This is a genomic window from Parapedobacter pyrenivorans, from assembly GCF_014636865.1.
Taxonomy (GTDB): domain Bacteria; phylum Bacteroidota; class Bacteroidia; order Sphingobacteriales; family Sphingobacteriaceae; genus Parapedobacter; species Parapedobacter pyrenivorans.
Genome location: NZ_BMER01000001.1, coordinates 2,521,083 through 2,545,606 on the forward strand (window position 1 = coordinate 2,521,083; position 24,524 = coordinate 2,545,606).

The 24,524-nt window shown below is 50.1% G+C and carries 15 protein-coding genes; 14 read left to right on the forward strand and 1 reads right to left on the reverse strand.

The window, feature by feature from the left end; genetic code table 11:
- Positions 1-21 precede the first annotated feature (21 nt).
- Positions 22-2,151, forward strand: a complete 2,130-nt coding sequence (locus IEV98_RS09915; RefSeq protein WP_188505683.1) for an arylsulfatase — start codon at positions 22-24, stop codon at positions 2,149-2,151.
- On the forward strand, positions 2,138-3,781 hold the full coding sequence (locus IEV98_RS09920) for an arylsulfatase (RefSeq protein WP_188505684.1): 1,644 nt from the start codon (positions 2,138-2,140) through the stop codon (positions 3,779-3,781). Before IEV98_RS09915 ends, IEV98_RS09920 begins: the two co-directional genes overlap by 14 nt.
- Before the next feature lie 26 nt (positions 3,782-3,807).
- On the opposite strand, the gene IEV98_RS09925 is transcribed toward IEV98_RS09920, so the two are convergent.
- The gene (locus IEV98_RS09925; RefSeq protein WP_188505685.1) at positions 3,808-4,845 is read right to left on the reverse strand and encodes an LLM class flavin-dependent oxidoreductase; all 1,038 of its coding nucleotides are present in this window, start codon (positions 4,843-4,845) and stop codon (positions 3,808-3,810) included.
- Between the two features lie 156 nt (positions 4,846-5,001).
- Between IEV98_RS09925 and IEV98_RS09930 the strand changes: the two genes are divergently transcribed.
- From IEV98_RS09930 to IEV98_RS09985, 12 genes are all read left to right on the forward strand, one after another.
- Entirely contained in the window at positions 5,002-5,604 is a 603-nt protein-coding gene (locus IEV98_RS09930) for an RNA polymerase sigma factor (RefSeq protein ID WP_188505686.1), read from the forward strand.
- A 73-nt stretch (positions 5,605-5,677) separates the two neighbouring features.
- Complete coding sequence (locus IEV98_RS09935; protein WP_188505687.1) at positions 5,678-6,904, forward strand: FecR family protein; 1,227 nt, start codon at positions 5,678-5,680, stop codon at positions 6,902-6,904.
- Between the two features lie 272 nt (positions 6,905-7,176).
- A complete protein-coding gene (locus tag IEV98_RS09940; RefSeq protein WP_188505688.1) occupies positions 7,177-10,443 on the forward strand; it encodes a SusC/RagA family TonB-linked outer membrane protein in 3,267 nt (1,088 codons plus the stop codon).
- A 12-nt stretch (positions 10,444-10,455) separates the two neighbouring features.
- The gene (locus tag IEV98_RS09945; RefSeq protein WP_188505689.1) at positions 10,456-11,910 is read left to right on the forward strand and encodes a RagB/SusD family nutrient uptake outer membrane protein; all 1,455 of its coding nucleotides are present in this window, start codon (positions 10,456-10,458) and stop codon (positions 11,908-11,910) included.
- Positions 11,911-12,113: 203 nt separating this feature from the next.
- Positions 12,114-14,126, forward strand: a complete 2,013-nt coding sequence (locus tag IEV98_RS09950; protein WP_188505690.1) for an FAD-dependent oxidoreductase — start codon at positions 12,114-12,116, stop codon at positions 14,124-14,126.
- A 12-nt stretch (positions 14,127-14,138) separates the two neighbouring features.
- Positions 14,139-15,443, forward strand: a complete 1,305-nt coding sequence (locus tag IEV98_RS09955; protein WP_229738656.1) for a Gfo/Idh/MocA family oxidoreductase — start codon at positions 14,139-14,141, stop codon at positions 15,441-15,443.
- A 45-nt stretch (positions 15,444-15,488) separates the two neighbouring features.
- Positions 15,489-16,460, forward strand: coding sequence for a sugar phosphate isomerase/epimerase family protein (locus IEV98_RS09960; protein WP_188505691.1), 972 nt, complete (start codon positions 15,489-15,491; stop codon positions 16,458-16,460).
- 24 nt (positions 16,461-16,484) lie between these two features.
- Positions 16,485-18,131, forward strand: a complete 1,647-nt coding sequence (locus tag IEV98_RS09965; protein WP_188505692.1) for an FAD-dependent oxidoreductase — start codon at positions 16,485-16,487, stop codon at positions 18,129-18,131.
- A gap of 88 nt (positions 18,132-18,219) precedes the next feature.
- Positions 18,220-20,529, forward strand: a complete 2,310-nt coding sequence (locus IEV98_RS09970) for a DUF7133 domain-containing protein (RefSeq protein ID WP_443094350.1) — start codon at positions 18,220-18,222, stop codon at positions 20,527-20,529.
- A 14-nt stretch (positions 20,530-20,543) separates the two neighbouring features.
- On the forward strand, positions 20,544-21,167 hold the full coding sequence (locus IEV98_RS09975; protein WP_188505694.1) for a bifunctional 4-hydroxy-2-oxoglutarate aldolase/2-dehydro-3-deoxy-phosphogluconate aldolase: 624 nt from the start codon (positions 20,544-20,546) through the stop codon (positions 21,165-21,167).
- 37 nt (positions 21,168-21,204) lie between these two features.
- Positions 21,205-22,353, forward strand: coding sequence for a galactonate dehydratase (gene dgoD, locus IEV98_RS09980; protein WP_188505695.1), 1,149 nt, complete (start codon positions 21,205-21,207; stop codon positions 22,351-22,353).
- Positions 22,354-22,384: 31 nt separating this feature from the next.
- Positions 22,385-24,511 carry an outer membrane protein assembly factor BamB family protein gene (locus IEV98_RS09985; RefSeq protein ID WP_188505696.1) on the forward strand — a complete coding sequence of 709 codons (2,127 nt, stop codon included), beginning with the start codon at positions 22,385-22,387 and terminating at the stop codon, positions 24,509-24,511.
- The last annotated feature ends 13 nt before the right edge of the window (positions 24,512-24,524 follow it).

The following is a 24,524-nucleotide window of genomic DNA, read 5'->3' on the forward strand; positions in this document are numbered from 1 at the left end:
ACGTAAACTAATATACGAACTATGGATTTTTCTGGGCGGGTTCTTTTTTTTGTGATCTTGGTAGGACAAGTCTGGTGCTTACCTGTACAATCGCAGCAAGCGAGTGGAAGTAAACGTCCCCATATTGTATTGGTTATGGCCGACGATTTGGGGTACTCGGATATCGGTTGTTACGGAGGCGAAGTACAGACGCCCAATCTTGATCGCCTCGCGGCCGACGGAATACGGTACAAACAGTTTTATAATGCCGCCCGATGCTGCCCCACGCGTGCGTCCTTAATTAGCGGACTTTATCCCCACCAAGCCGGCATGGGTTGGATGGCTGCTGCAGATCTGGGTACGCCGCCTTATCAGGGTAATCTGAATGACAAGGCGGTTACGATTGCCGAAGTATTGCGAATGGCCGGCTACCGCACGTATATGACCGGGAAATGGCATTTAACCAACGAACGGAAAATTGACGGGATGGTCACAGATAATTGGCCTTTGCAACGTGGGTTTGACCGCTATTTCGGGATTGTACCCGGCGGAGCCAATTATTTTACGCCCGTCGTGTACAGTGGGAACCAGCGGTATAAAGCACCTGAGGATTTTTACCTCACTGATGCCATCAGCGATACAAGTGTCCAATACATCGGTGATCACTTCACAAAGCATCCGGATAAACCCCTGTTTATGTACGTAGCCTATACCGCCCCGCATTGGCCGTTGCACGCCTTGCAGCAGGACATTGACAAGTATAAACATGTTTATCAAGCAGGCTGGGATAAGCTGCGCGTGCAGCGTTTCGAGAAACAGCAACAAATCGGCTTGTTTCCGGCCACTGCAACACTTTCCGCGCGGGACGCCACCGTACCCGCGTGGGATGGATTATCTGCAGACCAAAAGGAAGATATGGCAATGCGCATGGCAACCTATGCCGCTCAGATCGATAATATGGATCAGGGTATTGGCCGAATCATCCAGACGTTGGAGTCGGAAGGCCAGTTGGACAACACGTTGTTCATTTTCCTGAGTGACAATGGCGCCTGCGCAGAATTTATAAGCAGCGGTAAACGTAAAGCGGCAGACGGAAAAGAAGATACGTTTGAAAGCTATCGGATAAATTGGGCGAATTTGAGCAGTACACCCTTCAAGGAGTATAAACACTATACGTACGAGGGAGGTATTGCTACACCGCTGATTGTACACTGGCCGAAGGGGGTGGATATGGAACTCCACAATACGTTGGTCAGCCGGTATGGCCACTTGACAGACATCATGCCGACCTGTGTCGATGTCTCGGGAGCAACCTATCCGTCGGAAATGAACGGTAAGACCATTCAACCGATGGAAGGCAAGAGTCTCGCGCCGCATTTTGCGGGCCTCGATAACCATCGGGGTAAAATCTTCTGGGAGCATGAAGCAAACATCGCGATGCGCGATGGAAAATGGAAGCTGGTCGCCAAGACCCCCGAAGGGGAGTCCTTTGACCCGCAGGATCTCCATTTATACAACTTGGAGGATGACCCGATTGAATTGACGGATCTAGCTATTAGCGAACCCAAACGGGTAAAGCGCATGTATGCGGAATGGCAGGTCTGGGCGATGCAGATTGGCGCATTCCCGTTAGATACCCGCAATTATGGACTCCGGGCGCAGACATACCGAAGAGTTATCAACGGCGGGTTCGATGACAACCTCGGCGGCTGGAAAACCCCCGCAGGTGCCGGTGCAACCGTTTCCATCGATACAACCGGGAAGCTTACAGGTTCCAAATCAGCGTATGTGGCGATAACGAACGCTGACACGGAATCAGCCGACATGATATTGTCCTGGCCTTTCCCCGGTAAAAAGGGAGAACGTTTTGAGGTCGGAATGACCGCTGTCGCCACCAAGCAATCGGGCTGCTACTTGCGACTGGAACAGGTCGGTCCAGGCGGGGCACCACTGACGGATGAAGAAATCGCGGTAGAGACGAATCCGAAACAAACACAGTTTGTATCCGGACCGTTGCCCGCGGATGGGCAATACCGGCTGGCCTTCTATTTTGAAGGACCTAGTGAGGATACCGAGTTTTGGATAGACGATGTCGTCCTTAGGCCCGTGCAAAGCGAGCAGGTAACCATGGTAAAAGAAAGCAAATTAACATTAACCGATGATACGTTTTAAAGCGCTAATAAGCTATCTACTGACGATATGCACGGCGGTATCCTGTCAGGATCAAACGGAGCCCGGTAAGCCAAATATTATCCTGATCATGTCGGACGATATGGGCTATTCGGACATTGGTTGTTATGGTGGTGAAATCGAAACACCGGTGTTGGACGGTTTGGCCGAAAGCGGGGTGAGATTCACCCAATTTTACAATGGTGCGCGGTGTTGTCCGACAAGAGCGTCGTTGATCAGCGGGTTATATCCGCATCAAACCGGAATCGGGCACATGACCAATCCGTCCGAAAACTTCGAAGTCCATGATTATGACGTACCCGGATACCGCGGAGAACTCAGCCAACAAACGAACACGTTGGCCGAGGTACTTAAGACAGCGGGCTACCGCACGTTGATGACCGGCAAATGGCATTTGGGGATGGAGCACCGTGAACAATGGCCATTGCAGCGGGGATTCGATCGGTTCTATGGTATCTTGGACGGAGCCAGCAATTACTTTCAACCCGTGTATCCGAGGGGAATTACATTGGACAATGACCCGGTGGATGTGCAGGATTCAACGTATTACACGACAGATGCGTTTACCGACTATGCCATCCGTTTCATCAATGAAGGACAGGAGGCAAACGAGCGGTCGCCTTTTTTCCTCTATTTAGCCTATACGGCGCCCCATTGGCCCTTACAGGCGCCGAAATCGGTTATCGACAAGTACCGCGAGCGGTATCATCAGGGATGGGAAGCCATACGAGGCGAGCGGTACGAGAAAATGATCGAATTGGGCTTGGTTGATCCATCTTGGCGATTAAGTCCCGCTGATGGGCTGGATTGGGATACATTGAGTTCGGAAAAGCGGGCGGATTTGGCGCTCCGGCGCGCCATTTACGCTGCACAAGTCGACCAGATGGACCGCAACATCGGCCGTTTGGTCGACTACCTGAAGACGAACGGGCTGTTCGAGAATACGTTGATTGTCTTTATCAATGATAACGGGGCCTGTGCGGAAGGGGGGATGCTGGGAGGAGGTAAGTCCGAGCAACTGGAAACAAAAGCGGGGTATTTCCTGACGTATGGCCAAAGTTGGGCTAATGCATCCAATACACCGTACCGGGAGTACAAGCATTGGGTGCACGAAGGCGGCATTTCGTCGCCGCTCATTGCGCATTGGCCGGCAGGGATCTCCGCTTCGCTCCGGGGGACACTGATCAACGAATATGGCTTTCTCCCCGATATCATGGCAACTTTCGCTGATATCTCGGGTGCATCCTATCCATCAGCGCGAAAGGGCAAGCCGGTGCCTTCAATGGTTGGTGAAAGTTTCCTTCCGTTGTTGAAAGGAAGCAACGCGCCTATTCATGACCAACCGATATTCTGGGAGCATGAGGGGAATAAGGCCGTACGTTTGGGCAACTACAAAGCGGTGATGAAATGGGAGGAAAACAAGCCCGAAAAATGGGAGCTTTATGATTTGTCGAAAGATAGAACCGAATTAAATGACCTGAGTGGGAAAGAGCCGGACCGCTTGGCCTCATTCGTCGCTGGTTGGGAAGAATGGGCCCGGACACACCAAGTGCGTCCTTGGGAGGAGATGCTAGCTCGTCTGCGGGCGAACCAGCGCCGCACAAACGAATAACAGGGGCAACTGCCCCTGTTTACCTATTAATTCTCACCGAGCGCAGTCCGTATTTTGGGAGCGATTTTGGTGCCGTAGATTTCGATGGATTTCATTAGCATTTTATGAGAAGGCGCGCCCATATCCATATGTGCTGCAAACCGGGTGAGCCCAAATTGCTCCTGCATATATAGGATTTTTTCGACCATCGCCTCGGGTTCCCCGATGAATAGGGCCCCGTTTTTGGATTTCCCGAAGTCAAATTGCGTGCGTTGGTAGGGCGGCCAGCCCCGCGACCTGCCCACCCGATCCATCTGAGCTGCATATAATGGATAGTACTCCTTGCTTAGCACCGCATCGTCATCACCGAAAAGGGCGTGTGAATGGATACCAACTCGGAGTTGTGACGGATCATGGCCATGCTCCAGGTAGGTTTTCTTGTATAATTCGAAGAGGGGTTTGAACTGTGCGGGCGAGCCGCCGATGATAGCAATCATCAACGGTAGGCCCAGTTTGCCTGCTCTGACAACGGATTGCGGTGTTCCGCCGACGGCTATCCAAATGGAAAGGTCGTTGTTTACCGCCCTCGGTAGCACCTGTTGGTCGTCAAGCGACGCTCTGAATTTCCCATTCCACGTTACGCGGTCGTTTTTGTTGATAGCGAGTAGTAAATCCAATTTCTCGGCGAATAGTGCATCATAGTCCTGTAGGTTATAACCGAAAAGTGGAAAAGATTCAATAAAGCTACCCCTTCCGGCCATGAGTTCTGCCCGTCCGCCCGATAGGAGGTCGATCGTGGCAAAATTCTGGTACAGCTTCACCGGGTCGGCCGAGCTGATCACGGATACAGCGCTCCCCAGCTTGATGCGCTTGGTAATCGTGGCTGCAGCGGCCAATATGATTTCCGGACTGGAAACAACGTAGTCCGGGCGGTGATGTTCGCCGATGCCAAAATAGTCCAGTCCTACTTCATCCATCAGTTTGATTTCTTCGAGAAGTTCGGTCAGCCGCTCGCCGGCAGGCCTGAATTTGCCGGTGGCAAGATCCATCCGATTATCCCCAAACATACTAATTCCTAATTCCATGTTTCCTCCTTGTTTGACCACAAAAGTAAGCAAGATGGCCGTGTATGGCATTGACCTAGGTTAAGAAAAGGGACGTGGGGTGAGCGGTGGTATTTCAGGTTTTTTGTTTCTCCCGGGATATGCATTACTTTTGCCTCTGAATTATAAAGCCAATGCATGCCAGATATTCTTGCTTCGGTGGATGAAGTGCAGTTGCTGCTTCGACTGAGAGATGGTGACGATCTGGCTTTCGGACAGATTTATGACCGGTATAAGGCTCGGTTGGGATACAGTCTGCTCCGCCTGTTGAAGTCGGAAGTACTTGCAGAAGAGTTATTGCAGGATGTATTTATGAAGGTATGGGAGCATCGTGCAGCCATTGATCCTACGCGATCCTTTAAGGCATACCTTTATCGCATTGCCGAGAACATGGCGTATGATTTCTTTCGGAGAGCGGCGAGGGAGAAGGAGATTCTCCAGGAAATTATCGCGGCAAACACGGAGCTTTATACCCACGTGGAGGAATCGCTGTTAAAAAAAGAAAACATCGCTTTTTTAGAGCGATTACTTGCCCAATTGCCGAGCCAGCGCAAGAAAATATTCGTGGCCTGCAAGCTTGAAGGAAAGAGTTATAAGGAAGTCGCTGAGGAATTCGGAATATCGACCACGACGGTCAACGACCACATACAAAAGGCCATGGAATGCCTAAAAGCCAATATTCACCGCATACCGGTTATGCAATTAACAGGCCTGCTAGTCAGTTTCTTCCTGGAAAAATAAAAAAAATGAAATCACAGCCGTGATTTTTTTTCTGCCATCCGTAATAGCATAAAATAACCACGTTATAAATGCTATGGGTAATCCAGGAGACAGCGATGTTTTATTTGAAAAATACCTATCTGGCGCATGTACGCCGGCAGAAATCGAATCGCTATTTCAGCGATTTGGCGTAGACGCCGATGAAGGAACGTTAAGGCGGTTGATTCAAAATGCATTGTTTGATGAGGAAAACGCCAATCCGCTGCTTGGACCGCAAGTGACGGCATTCACGGAGCGGGTGGGCGACCGGCTCTCCAAGGAAATATCACAGCAGCATTCAATAGAAGCCCCCATCCTTACCTTGCACCTTAGGAAATGGCGAACTGTTGCAGCTGTCCTGGTCGCGTTTCTGTCTTTAGGTACTCTTGGGTATTTTCTGATGGAGAAAAATAGGCAGCAAGTCGTACAAGCAACCAGCAAATACGGTGGCGAAGTATTGCCCGGTGGTAACCGGGCCACGCTCACCTTGGCCGATGGACGAACCGTGGAGTTGAACGCAAATCAGGAAGGTATCGTGGTCGGAGATGAAATTACATATGATAACGGTACATTAGTATTGGAACAAGGTGTCGCGGACAAGGAGCTGGGGCAAGAAGATGAGCAAACGGCATTGGCGGTCGAAGATTTACAACTTACAACCCCGAAAGGCGGCCAATATCAAATTACACTACCCGATGGATCGAGGGTGTGGCTTAATTCGGCATCTACATTGAGATATCCATCTCGATTCGATAGTAAGGAGCGTGTCGTAGAATTAGAAGGGGAAGCATATTTTGAGATCAGTGAACAAAAGATCCCCTTCTTGGTGCGCACTCAAAGGCAGATTGTAGAAGTCCTAGGTACGCGATTCAATATTTCAGCGTATTTGGATGATGAAGAAACGAAAACCACGTTGGTGGTAGGGAGCGTTCAGGTGGCGTCTGCAGGACAACGGGATTCGAGGCTATTGCGCCCAAATCAACAAGCCACGCTCCGCGGCACTGTGCTGTCCGTGAAAGAAGTAGATGTCGATACCTATATTGATTGGAAAAACGGTCTATTCAGCTTTCAGGAGACGAGTTTGCAAGATGCGATGACTCAGCTGAGTCGCTGGTACGACTTGGAGGTGACATATGACGGGAACGTACCTGCAACGTATTTTTTTGGAAGAATTAGACGGGATAACAGCTTAAGCAACGTATTGAAAATACTGCAAAAAAGTGGACTGAATTTTAGGATTGCAAACGTGGAGGGCAAAAACCGACTGATCGTGCTTCCTTAATTTAAAACTGTTTATAAATAACCATCATTAACCCATTAAATTGAAGAACGTATGAACGAAACACCGACTTAAGTAAGTGAATACGGGTCCGTAAAAAAACCGAATAGTGGTCGCGACACTATCCGGTCAAATGTTGGATCCGTATACAGAAGCTGGTAGAAACCAGCATCAATATAACCATTTAGAAAACATCCAAACAGTACAAACATATGAATTTTTATCCATGTGTTAGAGGTTGGTATAAACCTTTGACTTACCAATTACTGCTAATTATGAAATTGGCAATTTTTCTGACATTCTTGACCGTTTTGCAAGCCGCCGCAACCGGCTATGCACAACGCATCACGATGAAAGCGAGTAACATATCCCTAAATGATGCGATGGAGAATGTACAAGCCCAAACAGGCTACTTGTTTTTCTTTAGCGGCAAGGATGTGGCTTATACACGTGTCGATGCAAATATTGCAGACGCTGAATTGAAAACAGCTATGAATATCCTACTGGACGGACTGCCGTTTACTTGGACGCTGGAGGACGAAACGATTATCATTTCACGGACGAGAAATGAACAGTCAAAAAAGAAAATAGCGGTAAGCCCTGACACCCAACAATTAACGGTAACCGGCGCGGTAAAAGATGAGACCGGTAGTCCACTGGCGGGAGCTACTGTGACAGTTAAGGGGGCATCAGCAGCTGTTACTGCTAACGAGCAAGGAGCCTACACGATTGAGGTGCCCAATAGAGCCGGTACACTGGTATTCACCATGGTTGGCTTCGATGCTGTGGAGCGGCCGATAAATGGGCTTTCTATCATTAATGTAACGATGAGGGCCGCTGTCAGCGACCTGGAGGAAGTGGTGGTGGTCGGGTATGGCACCATGCGTAAATCGGACTTGACCGGATCTGTGGCGCAAATTAAGTCGGAGGATATCCAAGCAGTACCGGTTTACAATATGGAGCAGGCGCTGAAGGGGCGTGCGGCGGGTGTGCAGGTCACGCAGAACTCTGGGCAGCCAGGAGGCAGGATAGAAGTCCGCGTGCGTGGTGGAAATTCGATGATCGGCAGTAATCAGCCGCTGTATGTCGTAGACGGCTTTCCCGTAACTGGCGGAATTAATTTTCTCAACCCCGCGGATATCGAATCCATCGATATTCTGAAAGATGCGTCCGCTACGGCTATTTATGGAGCCCGAGGTGCCAATGGTGTGGTGATCATCACCTCCAAAAAAGGGAAGGCAGGGCAAGCGGGTCGCATAGAACTGAATAGCTTTTACGGCATTCAGCAGGAAACCAAGCGCTACGACTTGCTTAATGCCAAGGAATATGCCATAATTGCAAATGAATGGTTGAGAAATGGTGGCCAGGAACCCTACTTCAATGTTGATGAGGTGGAAAATCCAGGTACCGATTGGCAGGATGCGGTGCTACGTACTGCGCCGATTCAGGATCATACGCTCACATTCTCAGGGGGCTCGGAAAAGACGCAGTATTCTGTATCCGGCAATTACTACGGACAGGACGGAATCTTAATCAATTCGGGCGTGAAGCGCGGATCGGCACGTGTTAATCTCGGGCATGATATCAAAAATTGGTTGCGTTTCAATGTAAATCTCAACCTTTCGCGGCGGGAGCAGCTTGTAGTACCGGTCAATAACGGCTACCGGGGTGGAGGCTCTGTATTATCGGGTGCTGCCTCGGCGCCCCCAACGCTGCCGGTATACGATGAAAACGGACTCCCTACGCAGATTGAGCGGTTTTACAGTTTTGGCTCGTCCGATATGCGCAACCCGCTGATTTTTGCGGAAGACAAAACCACGACCTTAGGCAATATCGTGATTGGTAATACGGGCTTGGATGTCAAATTGACGGAAAATCTGGTATTCCGTTCAATGGTCGGATTGGAATACGCCAATTCGCTGGCCGATCAGTTTACGCCCATCATATTCGAAACAGATCGTGGCTATGCAAGGCAACGCACCGATTACCGGAGCTCTTTCCTGAATGAAAATACACTGACCTATACGAAGGATTTCGATGACATTCATCGGTTGACCGTATTGGGCGGCTATACCTACCAAACAAACAGGAACCGGTATTTCGAGGCACAGGTGTCCGGTCTGCCGGGCAATACCACTGAAAATTATGACCTTTCGGCTGCGGAGACCATTAATCCACCTACATCAGCTATTTCGGAGTGGGTGCTGGCATCCTGGCTAGCCCGTGCCAATTATTCTTTTGCGGGTAAGTATTTGTTGACCGCCAGCCTACGGGCAGATGGCTCTTCCCGTTTCGGAAACAATAATAAGTGGGCAGCATTTCCATCGGCAGCAGTTGCGTGGAGAATTTCAGAAGAAGCATTCATGGAAGATGTGACAGTTGTCAACGACCTGAAGTTGCGGGCAAGCTATGGAGTAACGGGCAATACCGCGTTAGATCCCTATCAGTCATTGGACCGGATGGAAGCGGTACGCACCATTTATGGCGACAATGAAGAAATAGTCGGTTATGTCCCTAATGGCATTGCCAATGAAGACTTAAAATGGGAAACAACTGCGCAGACCGACGTTGGTTTGGATATCAGTTTCTGGAATAGCCGCCTGAATGTAACAGCCGACTATTACTGGAAATATACGACAGACCTGTTGGCTTCGGTTCCGTTGCCACCTTCCGTAGGGTTTGGATCTATGTTTCAGAACGTCGGGGAAATCCAGAATCAAGGATTTGAGTTGGGGGTAAATGGAGATGTACTAACTGGTGACTGGAAGTGGAACGTGGCTGCCATGCTGGCGTCCAATAAAAATGAAGTCGTGAAAATTGCGGGCGGAAGTGATATTTACAGTGCTGGCCAAGCTGCAGTATGGTCCAGCACGAACATTGCCCGTGAAGGTGAGCCGCTGGGCGCTCTCTTCGGCTACCGGGAAGACGGGCTTACCGAAAATGGACTGATCAAATATAAAGACACCAATGGCGACGGGACGGTCAATGCTCAAGACCGGGTGATTCTCGGGAATCCTACGCCCGACTGGATATACAGCTTGAATTCGACACTCTCCTACAAAGGAGTCAACCTGAATATTTTCTTGGAAGGTGTGCAGGGCAATGAGATTTTCAATGCGACCAATGGTACGCACCTGAATTCTTTTCAGCGCGGCAGTAATCAGTTCCGAGACATCATCGGAAATTATTGGACGATTGAAAATCCGGATCCGAATGCCAAATACCCCAAGATCAGTGCCGCTAGTGGTGTGGATATCTCTGATCGGTTTATTGAAAGCGGCAGCTACCTGCGCGTGAAAAATATCAGCTTGGGTTATGATTTGCCTATGGCAAAATGGGGCGCTACATGGTGCAACGCCATTCAGATCTACGTATCGGGAACTAACCTGTTTACCTTTACGGACTACACTGGCCTGGATCCGGAAATCAATACGCGGGGCGATGATTCACAGGAGGTCGGCAATCGTCTCCGGATGGGACACGATCAAAGTGGCTACCCCAATGCCAAAGTTTATGCAATTGGTTTACGATTAACTCTTTAAAGCAAAGCAACAATGAAAAGAATAGGAATATCCATACTCGTTATTACGACACTTTTGACGTCTTGCCAAGACATGCTAGACGAGATTCCGAAGGACTTTGTAGCAAGAAACAATTATTATACAAATGAGGCCGACGCACAGGGCGCGCTGAACGGTGCCTACAATACGCTGGGTCCTGAATTTTTTAACATAGAGAACTATATATTGAGTGAGCTCCATGGGGACTACCTGAATGGAAGAGGATCGCAAGCATCTATTTCGCTTATGGACCAGCTGCTGGATCAGCAGAACATCGGTCGGACGGCCAGTTTATGGTCACGGTTATACCTGGCCGTAAACCGCGCAAACGCAGTATTAAACAACGTACCCGGGATAGCGGACATCAGCGAAACGGCGCGCAGCCGCATCGTTGGTGAGGCGCATTTTATCCGTGCATTGGCCTACTTCGAGCTGGTGCGGGGATTTGGACCCGTTCCGATCAAGACCAAGGAAAGTACCGACCTCTCCGAGTTGGAATCGCCCCGACGGCCTGAAAATGAGGTGTATGAACTCATCATTGCCGATGCATTGGCTGCGGAACAAGGATTGCTCGAAGCGGTTAGCGGCACAGGTCAGGCATCGAAATCAGCAGCGAAAATGCTCCTTGCTCATGTATACTTAACGATTGGTGATTGGGCGACGGCGGCGGCCAAAGCGGATGAAGTGATTTCCAGTGGCAAATATCAACTCGTGAGCGTGCAGCAACCTGATGATTTTTATCAAATTTTCGCGGCCAATACCAGTTCAGAGGATATTATGTCGGTTCACCACTCCGAAACTCGGCAGTCTGAGATTACGAACTACCTGCATATGGGTAATAACATTCCATTTAATTACGCGAGTTCAGGCTATTTTGCATGGGTGCCGAACATGAATTCATTTATTGGTGAAGATTGGGACGAAAACGATTTGCGCAAACCGTTCAATCTTTATACACACACTCAGAATGCTGCTGGCGAATGGGTACCGTTGCCTTCTACGACTCCCGTTCTTTTCAAGAAATTTATTACGGATAACACCGGATTGCGAACGTACAGCGCGCCGATATACCGCTATGCAGAGGCGCTGCTATTTTATGCTGAAGCTGCCTGCCGCGCGGAAGGGGCGCCATCGGCTTTGGCGTTGGAGCGGCTGAACATGATCCGACGCAGGGCATACGGCTACGATCCCGACGTGCCGTCGCCGGCCGACTACAGCGCGGGGATGAGTGAAGAGCAGTTCATAGATACAGTATTGCAGGAACGCGCTTATGAATTTCTAATCGAACGGCGGCGGTGGTGGGATCTAAAACGTACAGGGAGAGCAAAAGAAGCTTTTGCCGCGGTGGGTAAAACGCTGATCGACGAACGTCTGCTTTGGCCAATACCAGAGAACGAAATTAACAACAACCCTGCAATCGGCCAGGAAGATCAAAATCCGGGATATTAGTGCGTGGCTATGCGGTTTTCGTTGCTCACTATCTTGCTGGGATGGATTCCGGCTTGTCCGTGCAGTCGACGAATGCATCGATAACAGCGGATTGTACCGTGCTTTTCATCATTGGTGGATGATTCGGCATAGGAATGACACGACGAGCGACTGATTCAACTAGTACATAACCAATAATAAAACAACAATAATTACTTATGAACATGAGCATCATAAAAAAAATATGTGTGCAAACGGTGCTATCCGTTTTCGTAACCTTGTCTTGTATTGCCCAGATCAGAGAGGCCAGTTACGACCTCTGCATCTACGGTGGAACTTCTGCCGGAGTTATTGCCGCCTATACAGCAGCTAAGGCAGGAAAATCCGTTATACTTATCGAACCCGGCCAACGGCTTGGAGGCTTGAGCTCGGGTGGGCTTGGCCAAACCGATATTGGCAACAAATATGTAGTCAGCGGCCTAGCGCTAGATTTTTATCGGAAAATCGGAAAACACTACAATGCGTTTGAACAATGGATTTTTGAACCTAAAGTAGCGGAAGCGATTTTTAATCAATATATGGAGGATTGCGATGCCGAGGTCGAATTCGGGCAATTGCTGCTGGATGTAGAGAAGACAGGAACGAAAATAACCCAAGCTCGTTTTCAGTCGACCGAAAACCTGGGCAGGCCTACACTGACGGTAAAGGCAAACGTGTATATGGATTGCACCTATGAGGGCGACCTGTTTGCCGCAGCGGGTGTATCCTATCACGTTGGCCGAGAGGCCAACACCGTATATGGCGAGACCATCAACGGGGTGCAATTAATGAACGGACACCAGTTTCCCGATGGCATAGACCCATATATGAAGCGTGGCGACCCGAGCAGCGGATTATTGTGGGGGATACGTGACGGTGAATTATTGCCAGATGGTACAGGGGATGAGAAGGTGCAGGCCTATAACTACCGTATTACGCTCACCAATGTGCCCGAAAACCGTATTCCGATCGTCAAACCGGAAAATTACGATCCTAAGCGCTATGAATTGTTGAGGCGGCAGAAGGAAATCCAACCCTGGAAAGGATTGAATGATGTTTTCATTTGGAGCCTGATGCCGAATGGCAAGACGGATATCAATAACCGCAATGGGTTTTCCACGGATATGATTGGTATGAACTGGGATTATCCGGAGGCTGGTTACCAGCGTCGGCAGGAAATCATCAAAGCCCATGAAGACTACACGAAAGGGTTGCTGTATTTCGTGGGCAACGACCCATCCGTGCCGGAGTTTATCCGCAAGGAGATGCAACAATGGGGGTATCCCAAAGATGAATATGTAAATGATGGTCACTGGAGCCCACAGCTCTATATCCGTGAAGCCCGTCGGATGGTTGGTGAACTGGTGATGACTCAACAACATTGCCAGGGCAACAAAGTGGTAAACGATGAGGTGGGCTACGCCGCCTACACGATGGATTCACACAACTGCGATCGATTGGTGGTCAATGGTATGGTAAAGAACGAAGGTAACGTGGAAATTGGTGGTTTCCCGCCATTCCCGATTTCCTACCGTGCGATCGTGCCCAAGCGCAATGAGGTTACGAATCTATTAGTCCCCGTGTGCTTGTCGGCCAGCCACATCGCTTTTGGTTCCATCCGAATGGAACCGGTATTTATGGTATTGGGGCAGTCTGCGGCGGTGGCAGCGTGCCATGCAATAGATGGGGATATCGATGTACAGGCAGTAGATGTGAACGACATCAAATCAACTTTGGCAGCCAACCCGAAAGCCGATGGTAGGCAACCCGATGTGCTGGTCAGTAGCACTGATTCGGGTGCGGTGCAATTCGTTGGGACCTGGAAGGAAGGCCACAGTAAGGGGTATGGCCGCACATATGTCGAAGCGGACAGCAAAGACGGCTTAAGCACCGCCACGTTTGCGGCACAAAACCTGAAGGCAGGCAGTTATCAAGTCTATACTTATTTTCCTAAAGCGCCAAAAAGCGCGTTGCAGTTTAATTTTAAAATTTCTGATGGTAAGCAGGTTTCCGAAAAAATCTTAGATTTGTCAAAGATAGAAATCAAGGGCCAAACCTCGAGTACGTGGGTCTCCATTGGCGGGTTGACAGTGGGGGAAGGAGCCGACGAGGTATTTGTCGAGCTCAGCACCGATGGGGCCGAAGGGGTCGTCGCTGCCAATGCCGTGCTGTTTGTGCCTGCAGACGATCAATTGTAAACTGCAAAACCAATGATGAATAACGAAAAAAGCGGAGGTTATTCCCGTCGAAACTTTTTGAAGGCAAGCGCGGTAGCTACCGCAGGCTTTATGATCGTGCCACGCCAAGTCCTGGGCGGAACAGGGTTCATCGCGCCGAGCGACCGCATTAACCTGGGTTATATCGGCACGGGTAAACAAGTGTATACGCTATTGCGCAACATCGGGAAAGTGCAGGAAACCATGGTGGTTGCTGCGTGTGATGTAGACCGCAAGAAACTGGCAAAGTTTGTTGGAGAAGCGACACAGCTCAACGCAACTAAATCCGGCCATCCGGTCCCTGCTTTCGGTGACTACCGCGAACTGCTAGCACGGCCTGATGTGGATGCCGTAGTGGTAGCAACACCCGATCATTGGCATGCGATGAACGTGATCGACGCCGCAAAAAGTGGAAAAGACATTTATTGCGAAAAGCCACTGGCATTGACCATTGATGAAGGCAGGGCCATGGTGGAAGCGGTAAAAAAATATAAGCGGGTACTACAGACCGGCAGCATGCAGCGCTCGCAGTACAATTTCAGGCAGGCGGCTGATTTAGTGAAAAATGGCTACATCGGCGAGATCAAAGAAATCAATGTCGCGGTAGGTGAGCCCGTAAAGCAATGCGACTTGCCGTCCATGCCAATACCCGACTACCTCGACTGGGACCGCTGGATCGGACCGTCGCTTTATCGCGGGTACCACCCAACCCTTTCTCCGCCTATCGAAGACGATAAATGGGCGTGGTGGCGGGGATACCGCGGCTTTGGTGGCGGATACATTACCGACTGGGGGGCTCATATGTTTGACATCGTGCAGTGGGCACTGGACATGGATGCTTCTGGTCCAGTCTCGTTTGTGCCCCCAGAGCAGCCAGGTTCAGTAGAGGGGCTGTATTTTACGTACGCAAACGGCGTACGGGTCAACCATAAAGCATGGGGACAGCACAACGCCATTCAGTTTGTCGGCACGGAGGGCAAAATCGAAGTTTCAAGAGGAGCGTTGAACACCGAGCCAGTAGGGTTGGCTAAGCAATCCCCGAAAGCTTCGGATAAACTGGTATACCATTCAGACAATCATTATCAAGATTGGATAGACGCGATTAAAAAGCGTAGCAAGCCCATTGCTGACGTGGAAGTAGGACATCGTACCGCTTCTGTTTGTAATGCCATCAATATTGCATACGAATTGCAGCAACCGCTTGGATGGAACCCCAAAAAGGAGTTGTTTGACAACGCTTATGCGAATATGCTGAAAGGCAGACCTTACCGTAAAGGATGGGACTACCAGGATTTTTAAAATGGATTCCGGAAACTGACATATCAATGATCAAACGATTATAAGATGAGCGAAAGAAAACTCTCCCGTCGTCGATTTTTAGCTTCGGCCTCCGTTGCGGCCGTCGGCATCGGCGTTGCCTCGCGTGCATTTGGCGTGCCCGCCTATATCCGCAATCTGGGAAAACCAAACTCCTTATTCAAAGGGGTACAGGTAGGTGTAATCACCTATTCATTCCGGACCATGCCCAGTAGTGCCGAGGAACTACTCAGCTACTGCTTGGAAGCCAACGTCAGCGCTGTGGAACTGATGGGACCTGCTGCCGAGGCGTTTGCCGGGGCACCCCAGCCACCCGCAAAATCAGGCGATGGTGAAGAAGAGAACGGAGAAAGGAAGGCATACCTCAGTACGTTAGCCGATTGGCGCGCGCAGGTTCCCATGACTAAGTTTGAGCAGCTCAGGAAAATCTATAATGATGCAGGCGTCTCCATATATGGTTATAAACCCAGTGCATTAGGTACGAATAATACCGATGCGGAAATCGACTATGCATTCCGTGCAGCAAAAGCCCTTGGTGCCAATCAAGCCAATGTGGAGTTTCCGAAAGATCCGGCGCACACCAAGCGCTTGGGAGCGATTGCGGCCCGAAACAAAGTCTACGTGGGCTACCACGGACATTTGCAACAGACATTCGATATGTGGGATGCCGCCATTGAGCAGTCTGCATACAATGCCGCCAATTTCGATATGGGCCATTACGTGGCCGCTGGCTATGACCCGATTGCCTTTATCGAGGCGAAGCACCGCCACATCGTGAGCATGCACGTTAAGGATCGCAAATCCAAGGCTAATGGTGGTGCCAACCTACCATGGGGGGAAGGGGATACGCCGATTACGGAAGCGTTGCAGCTGATGGCCATGCGTAATTATAAATTTCCGGCTACCGTCGAACTGGAATACCCCATCCCAGAGGGTTCAGACGCGGTAAAAGAGGTGGCCAGATGCGTAGCGTATGCCCGAGAAGCGCTGAAGGCCTAAATGATCCAGATAACCAAATTAACCATGAAGTACCTTTCTTTTTTATTAGCGGTTTTATCGCTGATCAACAGCAGTTGTAGCTCAACGGACAACGCGCACGAAGTCGATATTGTTATCTATGGAGGAACATCGGCAGCGGTGATCGCAGCGGTTCAAGCTAAGCAATCCGGTAAATCGGTCGTCGTCGTTTCACCGGATAAGCATCTAGGTGGCTTATCCTCCGGTGGGCTCGGCTTTACCGATACGGGCGATAAATCGGTTATTGGTGGCCTTGCCCGCGATTTTTACCACCGGGTTTATATGCATTACGCCGATAGTGCAACCTGGCGTTGGGAACGGCGTGAGGATTATGGCAATAAAGGGCAGGGAACGCCGGCTATCGATGGCGATGCGCGTACGATGTGGATATTCGAACCGCATGTAGCTGAGCAGGTATTTGAAGACTATATCAAGGAATACGGCATTGAGGTACATCGGGACGAGTGGCTGAATCGGGAAAAAGGGGTGGAAAAATCGGGAGATCGTATCGTTGCCATCACTACCCTGGACGGCAATACGTATCGCGGAAAGGTATTCATTGACGCCACGTATGAAGGTGATTTAATGGCCGCGGCTGGGGTCAGTTACCACGTGGGAAGGGAAGCGAACAATGTCTATGACGAAAAATGGAATGGTGTGCAGGTAGGGGTATTGCATCACCGGCATTGGTTCGCGAGCAATATCAGTCCATACAAAGTGCCGGGCGATAGCGCCAGTGGCTTACTTTACGGGGTTTCGCCGGAATTTCCGGGCGATTACGGACAAGGTGATCATCGCGTACAAGCCTATTGTTTTCGCATGTGCTTGAGCAATCACCCCGACAATCGGATCGCTTTTCCGAAGCCGGATAATTACAATCCCGAAAACTATGAATTGCTGGCGCGAGTGTTCGCTTCGGGCTGGCGGGAAACGTTTGACAAATTCGATATCATTCCGAATCGAAAGACGGATACCAATAACCACGGTCCCTTCAGTACCGATTTCATCGGAATGAATTATGATTATCCTGAAGCGAGTTATGAGCGGAGAAGGGAGATTATCAAGGAGCACGAGGATTACCAAAAAGGATTGATGTACTTCTTGACCAATGACCAGAAGGTACCCGCGGATGTGCGTGCCGAGATGGCGCAATGGGGGTTGGCTGCCGATGAGTTTACAGACAATGGCAACTGGCCACACCAGCTGTATATCCGGGAGGCACGCCGTATGGTAGGACGATACGTGATGACGGAGCACGACACCTTTAGCGAACGTGAAATTATCGATCCTGTTGGCATGGGCTCTTATGCCCTGGATTCGCATAATGTGCAACGTTATGTAACGGATGATGGTTTTGTCCAAAACGAGGGAGATATCGGGGTGTCGCCCAAAGGCGGGGCCTATCAAATATCCTATGGCTCGTTGGTGCCCAAAGAAGAAGAATGTACCAACCTCTTAGTACCGGTTTGCCTCTCCAGTTCGCATATCGCCTTCGGCAGTATCCGCATGGAACCTGTGTTTATGATTCTCGGCCAGAGTGCTGCCTTGGCCGCCTCTTTGGCAATCGATCAAGGTATTCATGTGCAGGATGTTTCATATGGCGATTTGGAAAGCCAGCTTTTGAGCGAAAAGCAAGTACTATCGAAGAATTAGGTGGAATATAAGCCAGTTTACAAAAAAAGAGGTACGAAGTTTCTACGTGACTTTAGGATGTCTGCCCTTAATTTTACAAATTTGGCGCGTGGAAATTAAAAGTAACAGTAATCCTAAACGGTGCCACGTCGTTGATAGACGGACAACATATTTTTTTACGATAACTGTTGTCTTCGTTGTTTGCTGGCTATTTAGCGCTTGTACTGGGCAGGATAGTGATGGTGTATTATCCCCTGCAGCGTCGTTGAGGGCCATGGAAGTGGCAGAAGGCTTCGAAGTTGAATTGGTCGCGTCCGAGCCCTTGGTCGCTGCGCCGGTAGCGATGACATTCGACGAACGGGGTAGGATGTGGATCGTGGAGATGGATGGCTATATGCCCGATACCCTAGGTACCGGTGAAGAGGCACCGGTAGGGCGAATCGTCATTTTGGAAGATCGGAATGGTGACGGCCGAATGGACGAACGAACCGTATTCTTAGACTCGCTGGTCATGCCCAGGGCAATCTGCCTGGTAGATGGCGGGCTACTCATGGCTGAACCGCCTAATTTGTGGTTTTACGAAATCGAAGCGGATCGACCGATCGGCAAGACGTTGGTAGACAGTGTCTATGCAGATGGCGGTAATGTAGAGCATCAACCCAATGGGTTGCTCCGCGCACTGGACAATTGGATATACAGCGCGAAATACGACCGACGCTACCGAAGGCTTTCGGATGGTGCTTGGCAAAAGGAAAAGACCCACTTCCGTGGACAGTGGGGAATCAGCCAGGATAATTGGGGGCGACTCTATTACAACGACAATTCGAGCAACCTTTCGGGAGATTATTTCCCTCCCGGTCTGGGCGTTGGTAATCCGAACCAACGTAATGTAGCCGGATATGGCGAGGTTGTTGTGCCCGATAAACGTGTTTACCCCGTCCATCCCACGACCGGCGTAAATAGGGGCTACATGGACGGTGTCCTTGACAGTGCTGGTCGCTTACTGAACTTCACGGCGGCCTGCGGGCCGTTGGTATACCGCGGTGGGGTGATTACTGGGATGAATGCGTTCGTGGCTGAGCCATCAGCAAACCTGATCAAACGGAATGTGTTGAAAAAGGAAGGTTATCTGGTGAGCGGGGAGCAGGCCTACCAAGGACGAGAATTCCTGGCCAGCCACGACGAGCGATTCAGACCCGTTAATCTTTATGACGGCCCCGATGGATCCCTTTATATTTTGGATATGTATCGGGGTATCATCCAACACAGTACCTACCTTACACCCTATTTGAAAAATGAAATCGCAGTGCGGGGATTAACGCTGCCATTGGGTATGGGAAGGATTTATCGGGTATTCCCGAAGGCTGAGAAGGGCGATTGGGTAACGATGCCCCAACGCACCGATTCGCTGATTGCTTTATTGGGGCACCCGAATGGATGGGTACGGGATAAAGCACAACATGTGTTGATAGACCGGCAGGCAAACGATGCGGCGGGTGCTTTGCGCTCACTATTGCAAACTGGGCGTAATCCGTTGCAGGTTATCCACGCCCTTTGGACACTTGAAGGATTGGGTTTGTTGACGATTGACGATGTGCGGATAGTATTGAGGTACCCGCAATGGCATGTGCAAGCCCAGGCACTGGCTGCACTTCCTTCGCTGGGCGACGAGGTTCCACCGGAGCAGTTGGTTGATCTGGTCGAAACCACGATCAAAGCCGCTGATACGTTGCTTGCACCTTATGCCGCATTTGTCATTACATCCATGGCCGCTGGTCACGCAGCAATCGCACAGGTGACCGGACAGCTGACTGTGGGCTACTCAGATAACCGTTATGTGGTAGATGCGTTGATAAGCGGATGGAAAGGCCGTGAAGACCGGGTTGCAAGAGAAATAGCCAGTCAACAAGTAATAGACACGGCTTCTGTATTGTATCGCCGTCTTTCTGTCGTCGTAAACGAGATGAAGGGTAAGGAAGAAAGCCATAATCAGTCCCTGTTGGCCACGCGTTTTCCGCAGGGTGCCGCCCTGTTCCAAACGACGTGTCAGCCCTGCCATGGAGAGGATGGTCGTGGCGTTTCGCCAATTGCTCCACCTCTGGCGGGATCCGAATGGGTAACGGGGAATAAGGAGCGCCTAATGGCACTGGTCTTATACGGCCTCACCGGACCGGTAGACGTTGCCGGGCACACCTATAACTCGCCTGAGGTAAGCGGTGAAATGCCGGGTATCGCGCATAACCCGACTATTGGTGATGCGGAACTGGCTGAACTGCTAAGTTACATCCGTCATGCTTGGGGAAATGTCGCCAAAGACGAGGTGTTGCCAGAAGATTTGGGAATGGTACGGTCGAAGTTCGGCGATCGGGCTAAGCCGTTTACCCAAAATGAACTCTATGAATTGTTTGGAAAGAATTAACTAAGTTTGCTGTTATGTCTACCTTATCGCGCATTACCGAAGAAAAAATCGTAGCAATTATCAGGGGCCTGAACCCCAGCTATGGGGTTGCGGTTGCTGAAGCGTTATATGCCGGTGGTATCCGGATATTGGAAATTACGATGAATTCCGACGAACCGCTATCGGTTATACGTCAGATCACTGATCGGTTTGGTGACCGAATGGTGGTCGGTGCAGGAACCGTGCTCGATGCCGATATGGCGGAAGTGGCGGTGGCGGCCGGCGCGCGGTTTGTGCTTTCACCCATCGTAGCCGTGGAGGTCATCAGGAAGGCAAAGGACTTGGGCGTAGTCAGTATACCGGGAGCTTATACCGCTACCGAGATTTATACGGCATATAAAAATGGTGCAGACATTGTGAAGGTCTTTCCCGCTACATCACCGGCATATATTCGGGATATTGCAGGGCCGTTACCGCAAATACCCTTGTTGCCAACGGGTGGTATTACGCCACAAAATATCAAGGACTTTAAACATGCTGGGGCTGTGGGCTTTGGTATAGGTAGCGCATTGGTGGATACCAAGCAGCCCATGACTTCCCGATATTTTGAGCAAATTACCGAGCGCGCACGGCAATTCGTTGACGCCATAACCGAATGACAAACTGTACAAATGCCATTTAAACCATTTAGCGTATATGAAGATCAAATCCTACGAGTTATTCCAAGTGCCACCCCGGTGGCTGTTTCTGAAAATCGAAACGGATGAAGGGATTACGGGCTGGGGGGAGCCTGTAATTGAGGGGAAAGCTGCGACGGTAAAGACAGCGGTCGATGAATTGATGACTTATCTATTGGGTAAGGACCCTATGCCGATTGAGGACCATTGGAATGTGATGTATCGGGCCGGTTTTTATCGGGGCGGTCCCATACTGATGAGTGCAATGGCCGGTATTGACCAGGCACTGTGGGATATCAAGGGCAAGTATTACAATGCCCCAATCCATCAACTGCTAGGCGGAATGGCAAGGGATAAAATGAAAGTGTACTCCTGGATCGGTGGCGATCGCCCTGCGGATGTTGGTCTCGCAGCAAAGAAAATGGCAGCGAATGGTTTTTTGGCCGTTAAGATGAATGCGACCGAAGAATTGCAATACGTGGATAGCTACGATAAAATAGATGAGGCCATTAAACGCATTGCGGCAGTGCGGGAGGCTGTAGGTCCCGCTTTTGGAATAGGTATCGATTTCCACGGACGTGTGCACAAACCGATGGCCAAGATACTAGCGAAGGAACTTGAGCCTTACCGGCCGATGTTTATCGAAGAGCCGGTGTTGCCGGAAAACAATGAGGATCTAAGGGAAATAGCAAATCACGTGGCTATTCCTATCGCCACGGGTGAGCGAATGTTTTCGAAGTGGCAATTCAAGACGCTGCTGAATGCCGGCTATGTGGATATTATCCAACCGGACGTATCCCATGCAGGTGGGATTACAGAGTGTAAGAAAATCATTTCCATGGCGGAAGCGTTTGATGTCGCTGCCGCACCGCATTGCCCATTGGGCCCTATCGCCTTGGCAGCGTGTCTGCAGGTCGATGCGACGTGCCACAACGCGTTTATCCAGGAGCAGAGCCTAGGTATACACTACAATCAGGGAAGTGACCTGCTTGACTATTTGTCGGACAAAACCGTTTTTGAATACAAAGACGGATATGTTAACATTCCAGACAATCCGGGATTGGGCATCCAGATCAATGAAGAACATGTACGGAAAATGGCGACTGTTGGGCATCAGTGGCAAAACCCAGTTTGGCGGCATTCAGATGGAAGTGTAGCTGAGTGGTAAGGTGCCTATTACGGCCTGAAAAACTTGGATTATGAAAAGAATCGTTCATCGTTGGAAAGCGACCTGGTTCTTGGGATGCGTGACATCCTTGGTTTTTCTTTCTACTTGCATTTCAGATCACGCACACCATCGGGAATGGCGGGAATATCTAGGGGGATCCGATCGGAACCACTATGCTGCGCTCTCACAAATCAATACCACTAATGTGAGTTCCTTGCAAAAAGCATGGGAATACCATTCACTCGATTCAGGAGAAGTGCAATGCAACCCCTTGATGATCGATGGAAAATTATATGGTGTAACAGCTTCCAATCGCCTTTTTGCGTTGAATGCAGCAACGGGTAAAGAATTGTGGCGTTTTGAGGCCGATACAGCGGGACCATCGCATGTAAATCGTGGCATAGCGTATTGGGAGCATGATACGGATCGACGCCTGCTTTTTGCTTCCAAATCCTGGCTGTATGCTATTGATGCCGAAACGGGAACACCGATAATGAGCTTTGGCGATGGGGGCAGGGTAGGGTTAAAGACCGGTTTGGGCGACGCTGCGGCGGATAAATATGTGGTTTCCACGACTCCTGGAGCAATCTACAAGGATATCATCATTATGCCTATACGCGTGGGGGAGGGCATTTCCGCTGCTCCCGGATACATCCAGGCATTCAACGTTATCACAGGCAACCTGGAATGGGTATTCCGTACAATTCCACATCCTGGCGAGATGGGGCATGATACGTGGCCGGAGCAAGCGTATAAAGATCCTTCGATAGGTGGCGCAAATAGCTGGGCAGGGATGGCCGTAGATCACAAGCGGGGAATCGTATTCGTGCCCACTGGATCGGCGGCATTTGATTTCTATGGTGGCAACCGGAAAGGCAAAAATCTGTTTGCCAATTCGCTGCTCGCGTTGGATGCACAGACTGGTGATTATATCTGGCATTACCAGGCTGTACATCACGATACCTGGGATCGCGATTTTCCGGCCCCGCCCAACTTATTAACCATCCATAAAGAAGGGAAGTCCATTGATGTCGTAGCGCAAGTCACGAAGTCGGGCTACATTTTTGTATTCAACCGGGAGACGGGTGAACCCATTTTCCCGATTGATGAAGTAGTGGTACCATCGTCCCGATTGCCGGGTGAGGAACTATGGCCCACCCAACCCGTTCCCCGCCTACCCCAGCCCTTCGCGAGGCAAGTGTTGACCGAGGCGGATATCACCTGGTTTTCTGATAGGCGTGATTCGCTTCTCACTGTTTTTCAACAGGCCAATAAAGGCTTGTTCCACCCCTTGGGATTCGAGGAAACGATTGTCTTCCCAGGTGCTGATGGCGGTGCCGAGTGGGGCGGGGCTGCGGTCGATGAAAGCGGCGTACTCTATGTAAATGCGAACGAGATGGCCTGGCTGTTCAGTCTCAGCCCGACAGATGGAATGAATGGAGGTGCCAGCCCATCATCCGGAAAGCAGTTGTATAACACGTACTGCCGTACTTGCCATAAACCCGATCTATCCGGTAGTCCGGGAAGTGGCTATCCAAGCCTAATCGATGTGAAAACACGGCTGTCGCGGGAGCAGATGGCAAATATGATTACTGCTGGGAAAGGGATGATGCCGGGATTTACAACAATCAAAGAACAGGAAAAGCAATCACTCATTAACTACATTTTCGGGGAGGAAAAAGAAGAAGTGTTTGAAAAGGTGTCTACTGCCGTAGTAGATGACGTCTCCGAGGTACCCTACGTATTCAATGGCTATAATAAATTTTTGGACGAACGCGGGTACCCTGCTATTACCCCGCCTTGGGGTACGCTTACGGCAATAGACCTCAATACGGGTCGGCATGTCTGGCAGATCCCATTGGGCGAGATAAGTGCCCTTCGAGAACGAGGTATCCCCATCACCGGAACGGAAAACTATGGCGGTCCGATAGTGACGGCAGGCGGTTTGTTGTTCATTGCTGCAACGAAGGACAACCGTTTCCGGGCGTTTGACAAACGCACAGGGAAATTATTATGGGAATATGAGTTGCCGACTTCAGGTTTTGCCACTCCCGCTACCTACGAGTTGAATGGAAAGCAATATGTCGTGATAGCCTGTGGAGGAGGTAAGCTTGGTACGAATAAAGGCGATAGTTATGTGGCATTTGCATTGCCATAGCGTATTCTACTGT

Coding starts and splice junctions, on each gene's coding strand:
- IEV98_RS09915 (WP_188505683.1), top strand. CDS start 22: ATGGATTTTTCTGGGCGGGTTCTTTTTTTTGTGATCTTGGTAGGACAA.
- IEV98_RS09955 (WP_229738656.1), top strand. CDS start 14,139: ATGATGAATAACGAAAAAAGCGGAGGTTATTCCCGTCGAAACTTTTTG.
- IEV98_RS09945 (WP_188505689.1), top strand. CDS start 10,456: ATGAAAAGAATAGGAATATCCATACTCGTTATTACGACACTTTTGACG.
- IEV98_RS09960 (WP_188505691.1), top strand. CDS start 15,489: ATGAGCGAAAGAAAACTCTCCCGTCGTCGATTTTTAGCTTCGGCCTCC.
- IEV98_RS09975 (WP_188505694.1), top strand. CDS start 20,544: ATGTCTACCTTATCGCGCATTACCGAAGAAAAAATCGTAGCAATTATC.
- IEV98_RS09985 (WP_188505696.1), top strand. CDS start 22,385: ATGAAAAGAATCGTTCATCGTTGGAAAGCGACCTGGTTCTTGGGATGC.
- IEV98_RS09950 (WP_188505690.1), top strand. CDS start 12,114: ATGAGCATCATAAAAAAAATATGTGTGCAAACGGTGCTATCCGTTTTC.
- IEV98_RS09940 (WP_188505688.1), top strand. CDS start 7,177: ATGAAATTGGCAATTTTTCTGACATTCTTGACCGTTTTGCAAGCCGCC.
- IEV98_RS09920 (WP_188505684.1), top strand. CDS start 2,138: ATGATACGTTTTAAAGCGCTAATAAGCTATCTACTGACGATATGCACG.
- IEV98_RS09965 (WP_188505692.1), top strand. CDS start 16,485: ATGAAGTACCTTTCTTTTTTATTAGCGGTTTTATCGCTGATCAACAGC.
- dgoD (WP_188505695.1), top strand. CDS start 21,205: ATGAAGATCAAATCCTACGAGTTATTCCAAGTGCCACCCCGGTGGCTG.
- IEV98_RS09925 (WP_188505685.1), bottom strand. CDS start 4,845: ATGGAATTAGGAATTAGTATGTTTGGGGATAATCGGATGGATCTTGCC.
- IEV98_RS09935 (WP_188505687.1), top strand. CDS start 5,678: ATGGGTAATCCAGGAGACAGCGATGTTTTATTTGAAAAATACCTATCT.
- IEV98_RS09930 (WP_188505686.1), top strand. CDS start 5,002: ATGCCAGATATTCTTGCTTCGGTGGATGAAGTGCAGTTGCTGCTTCGA.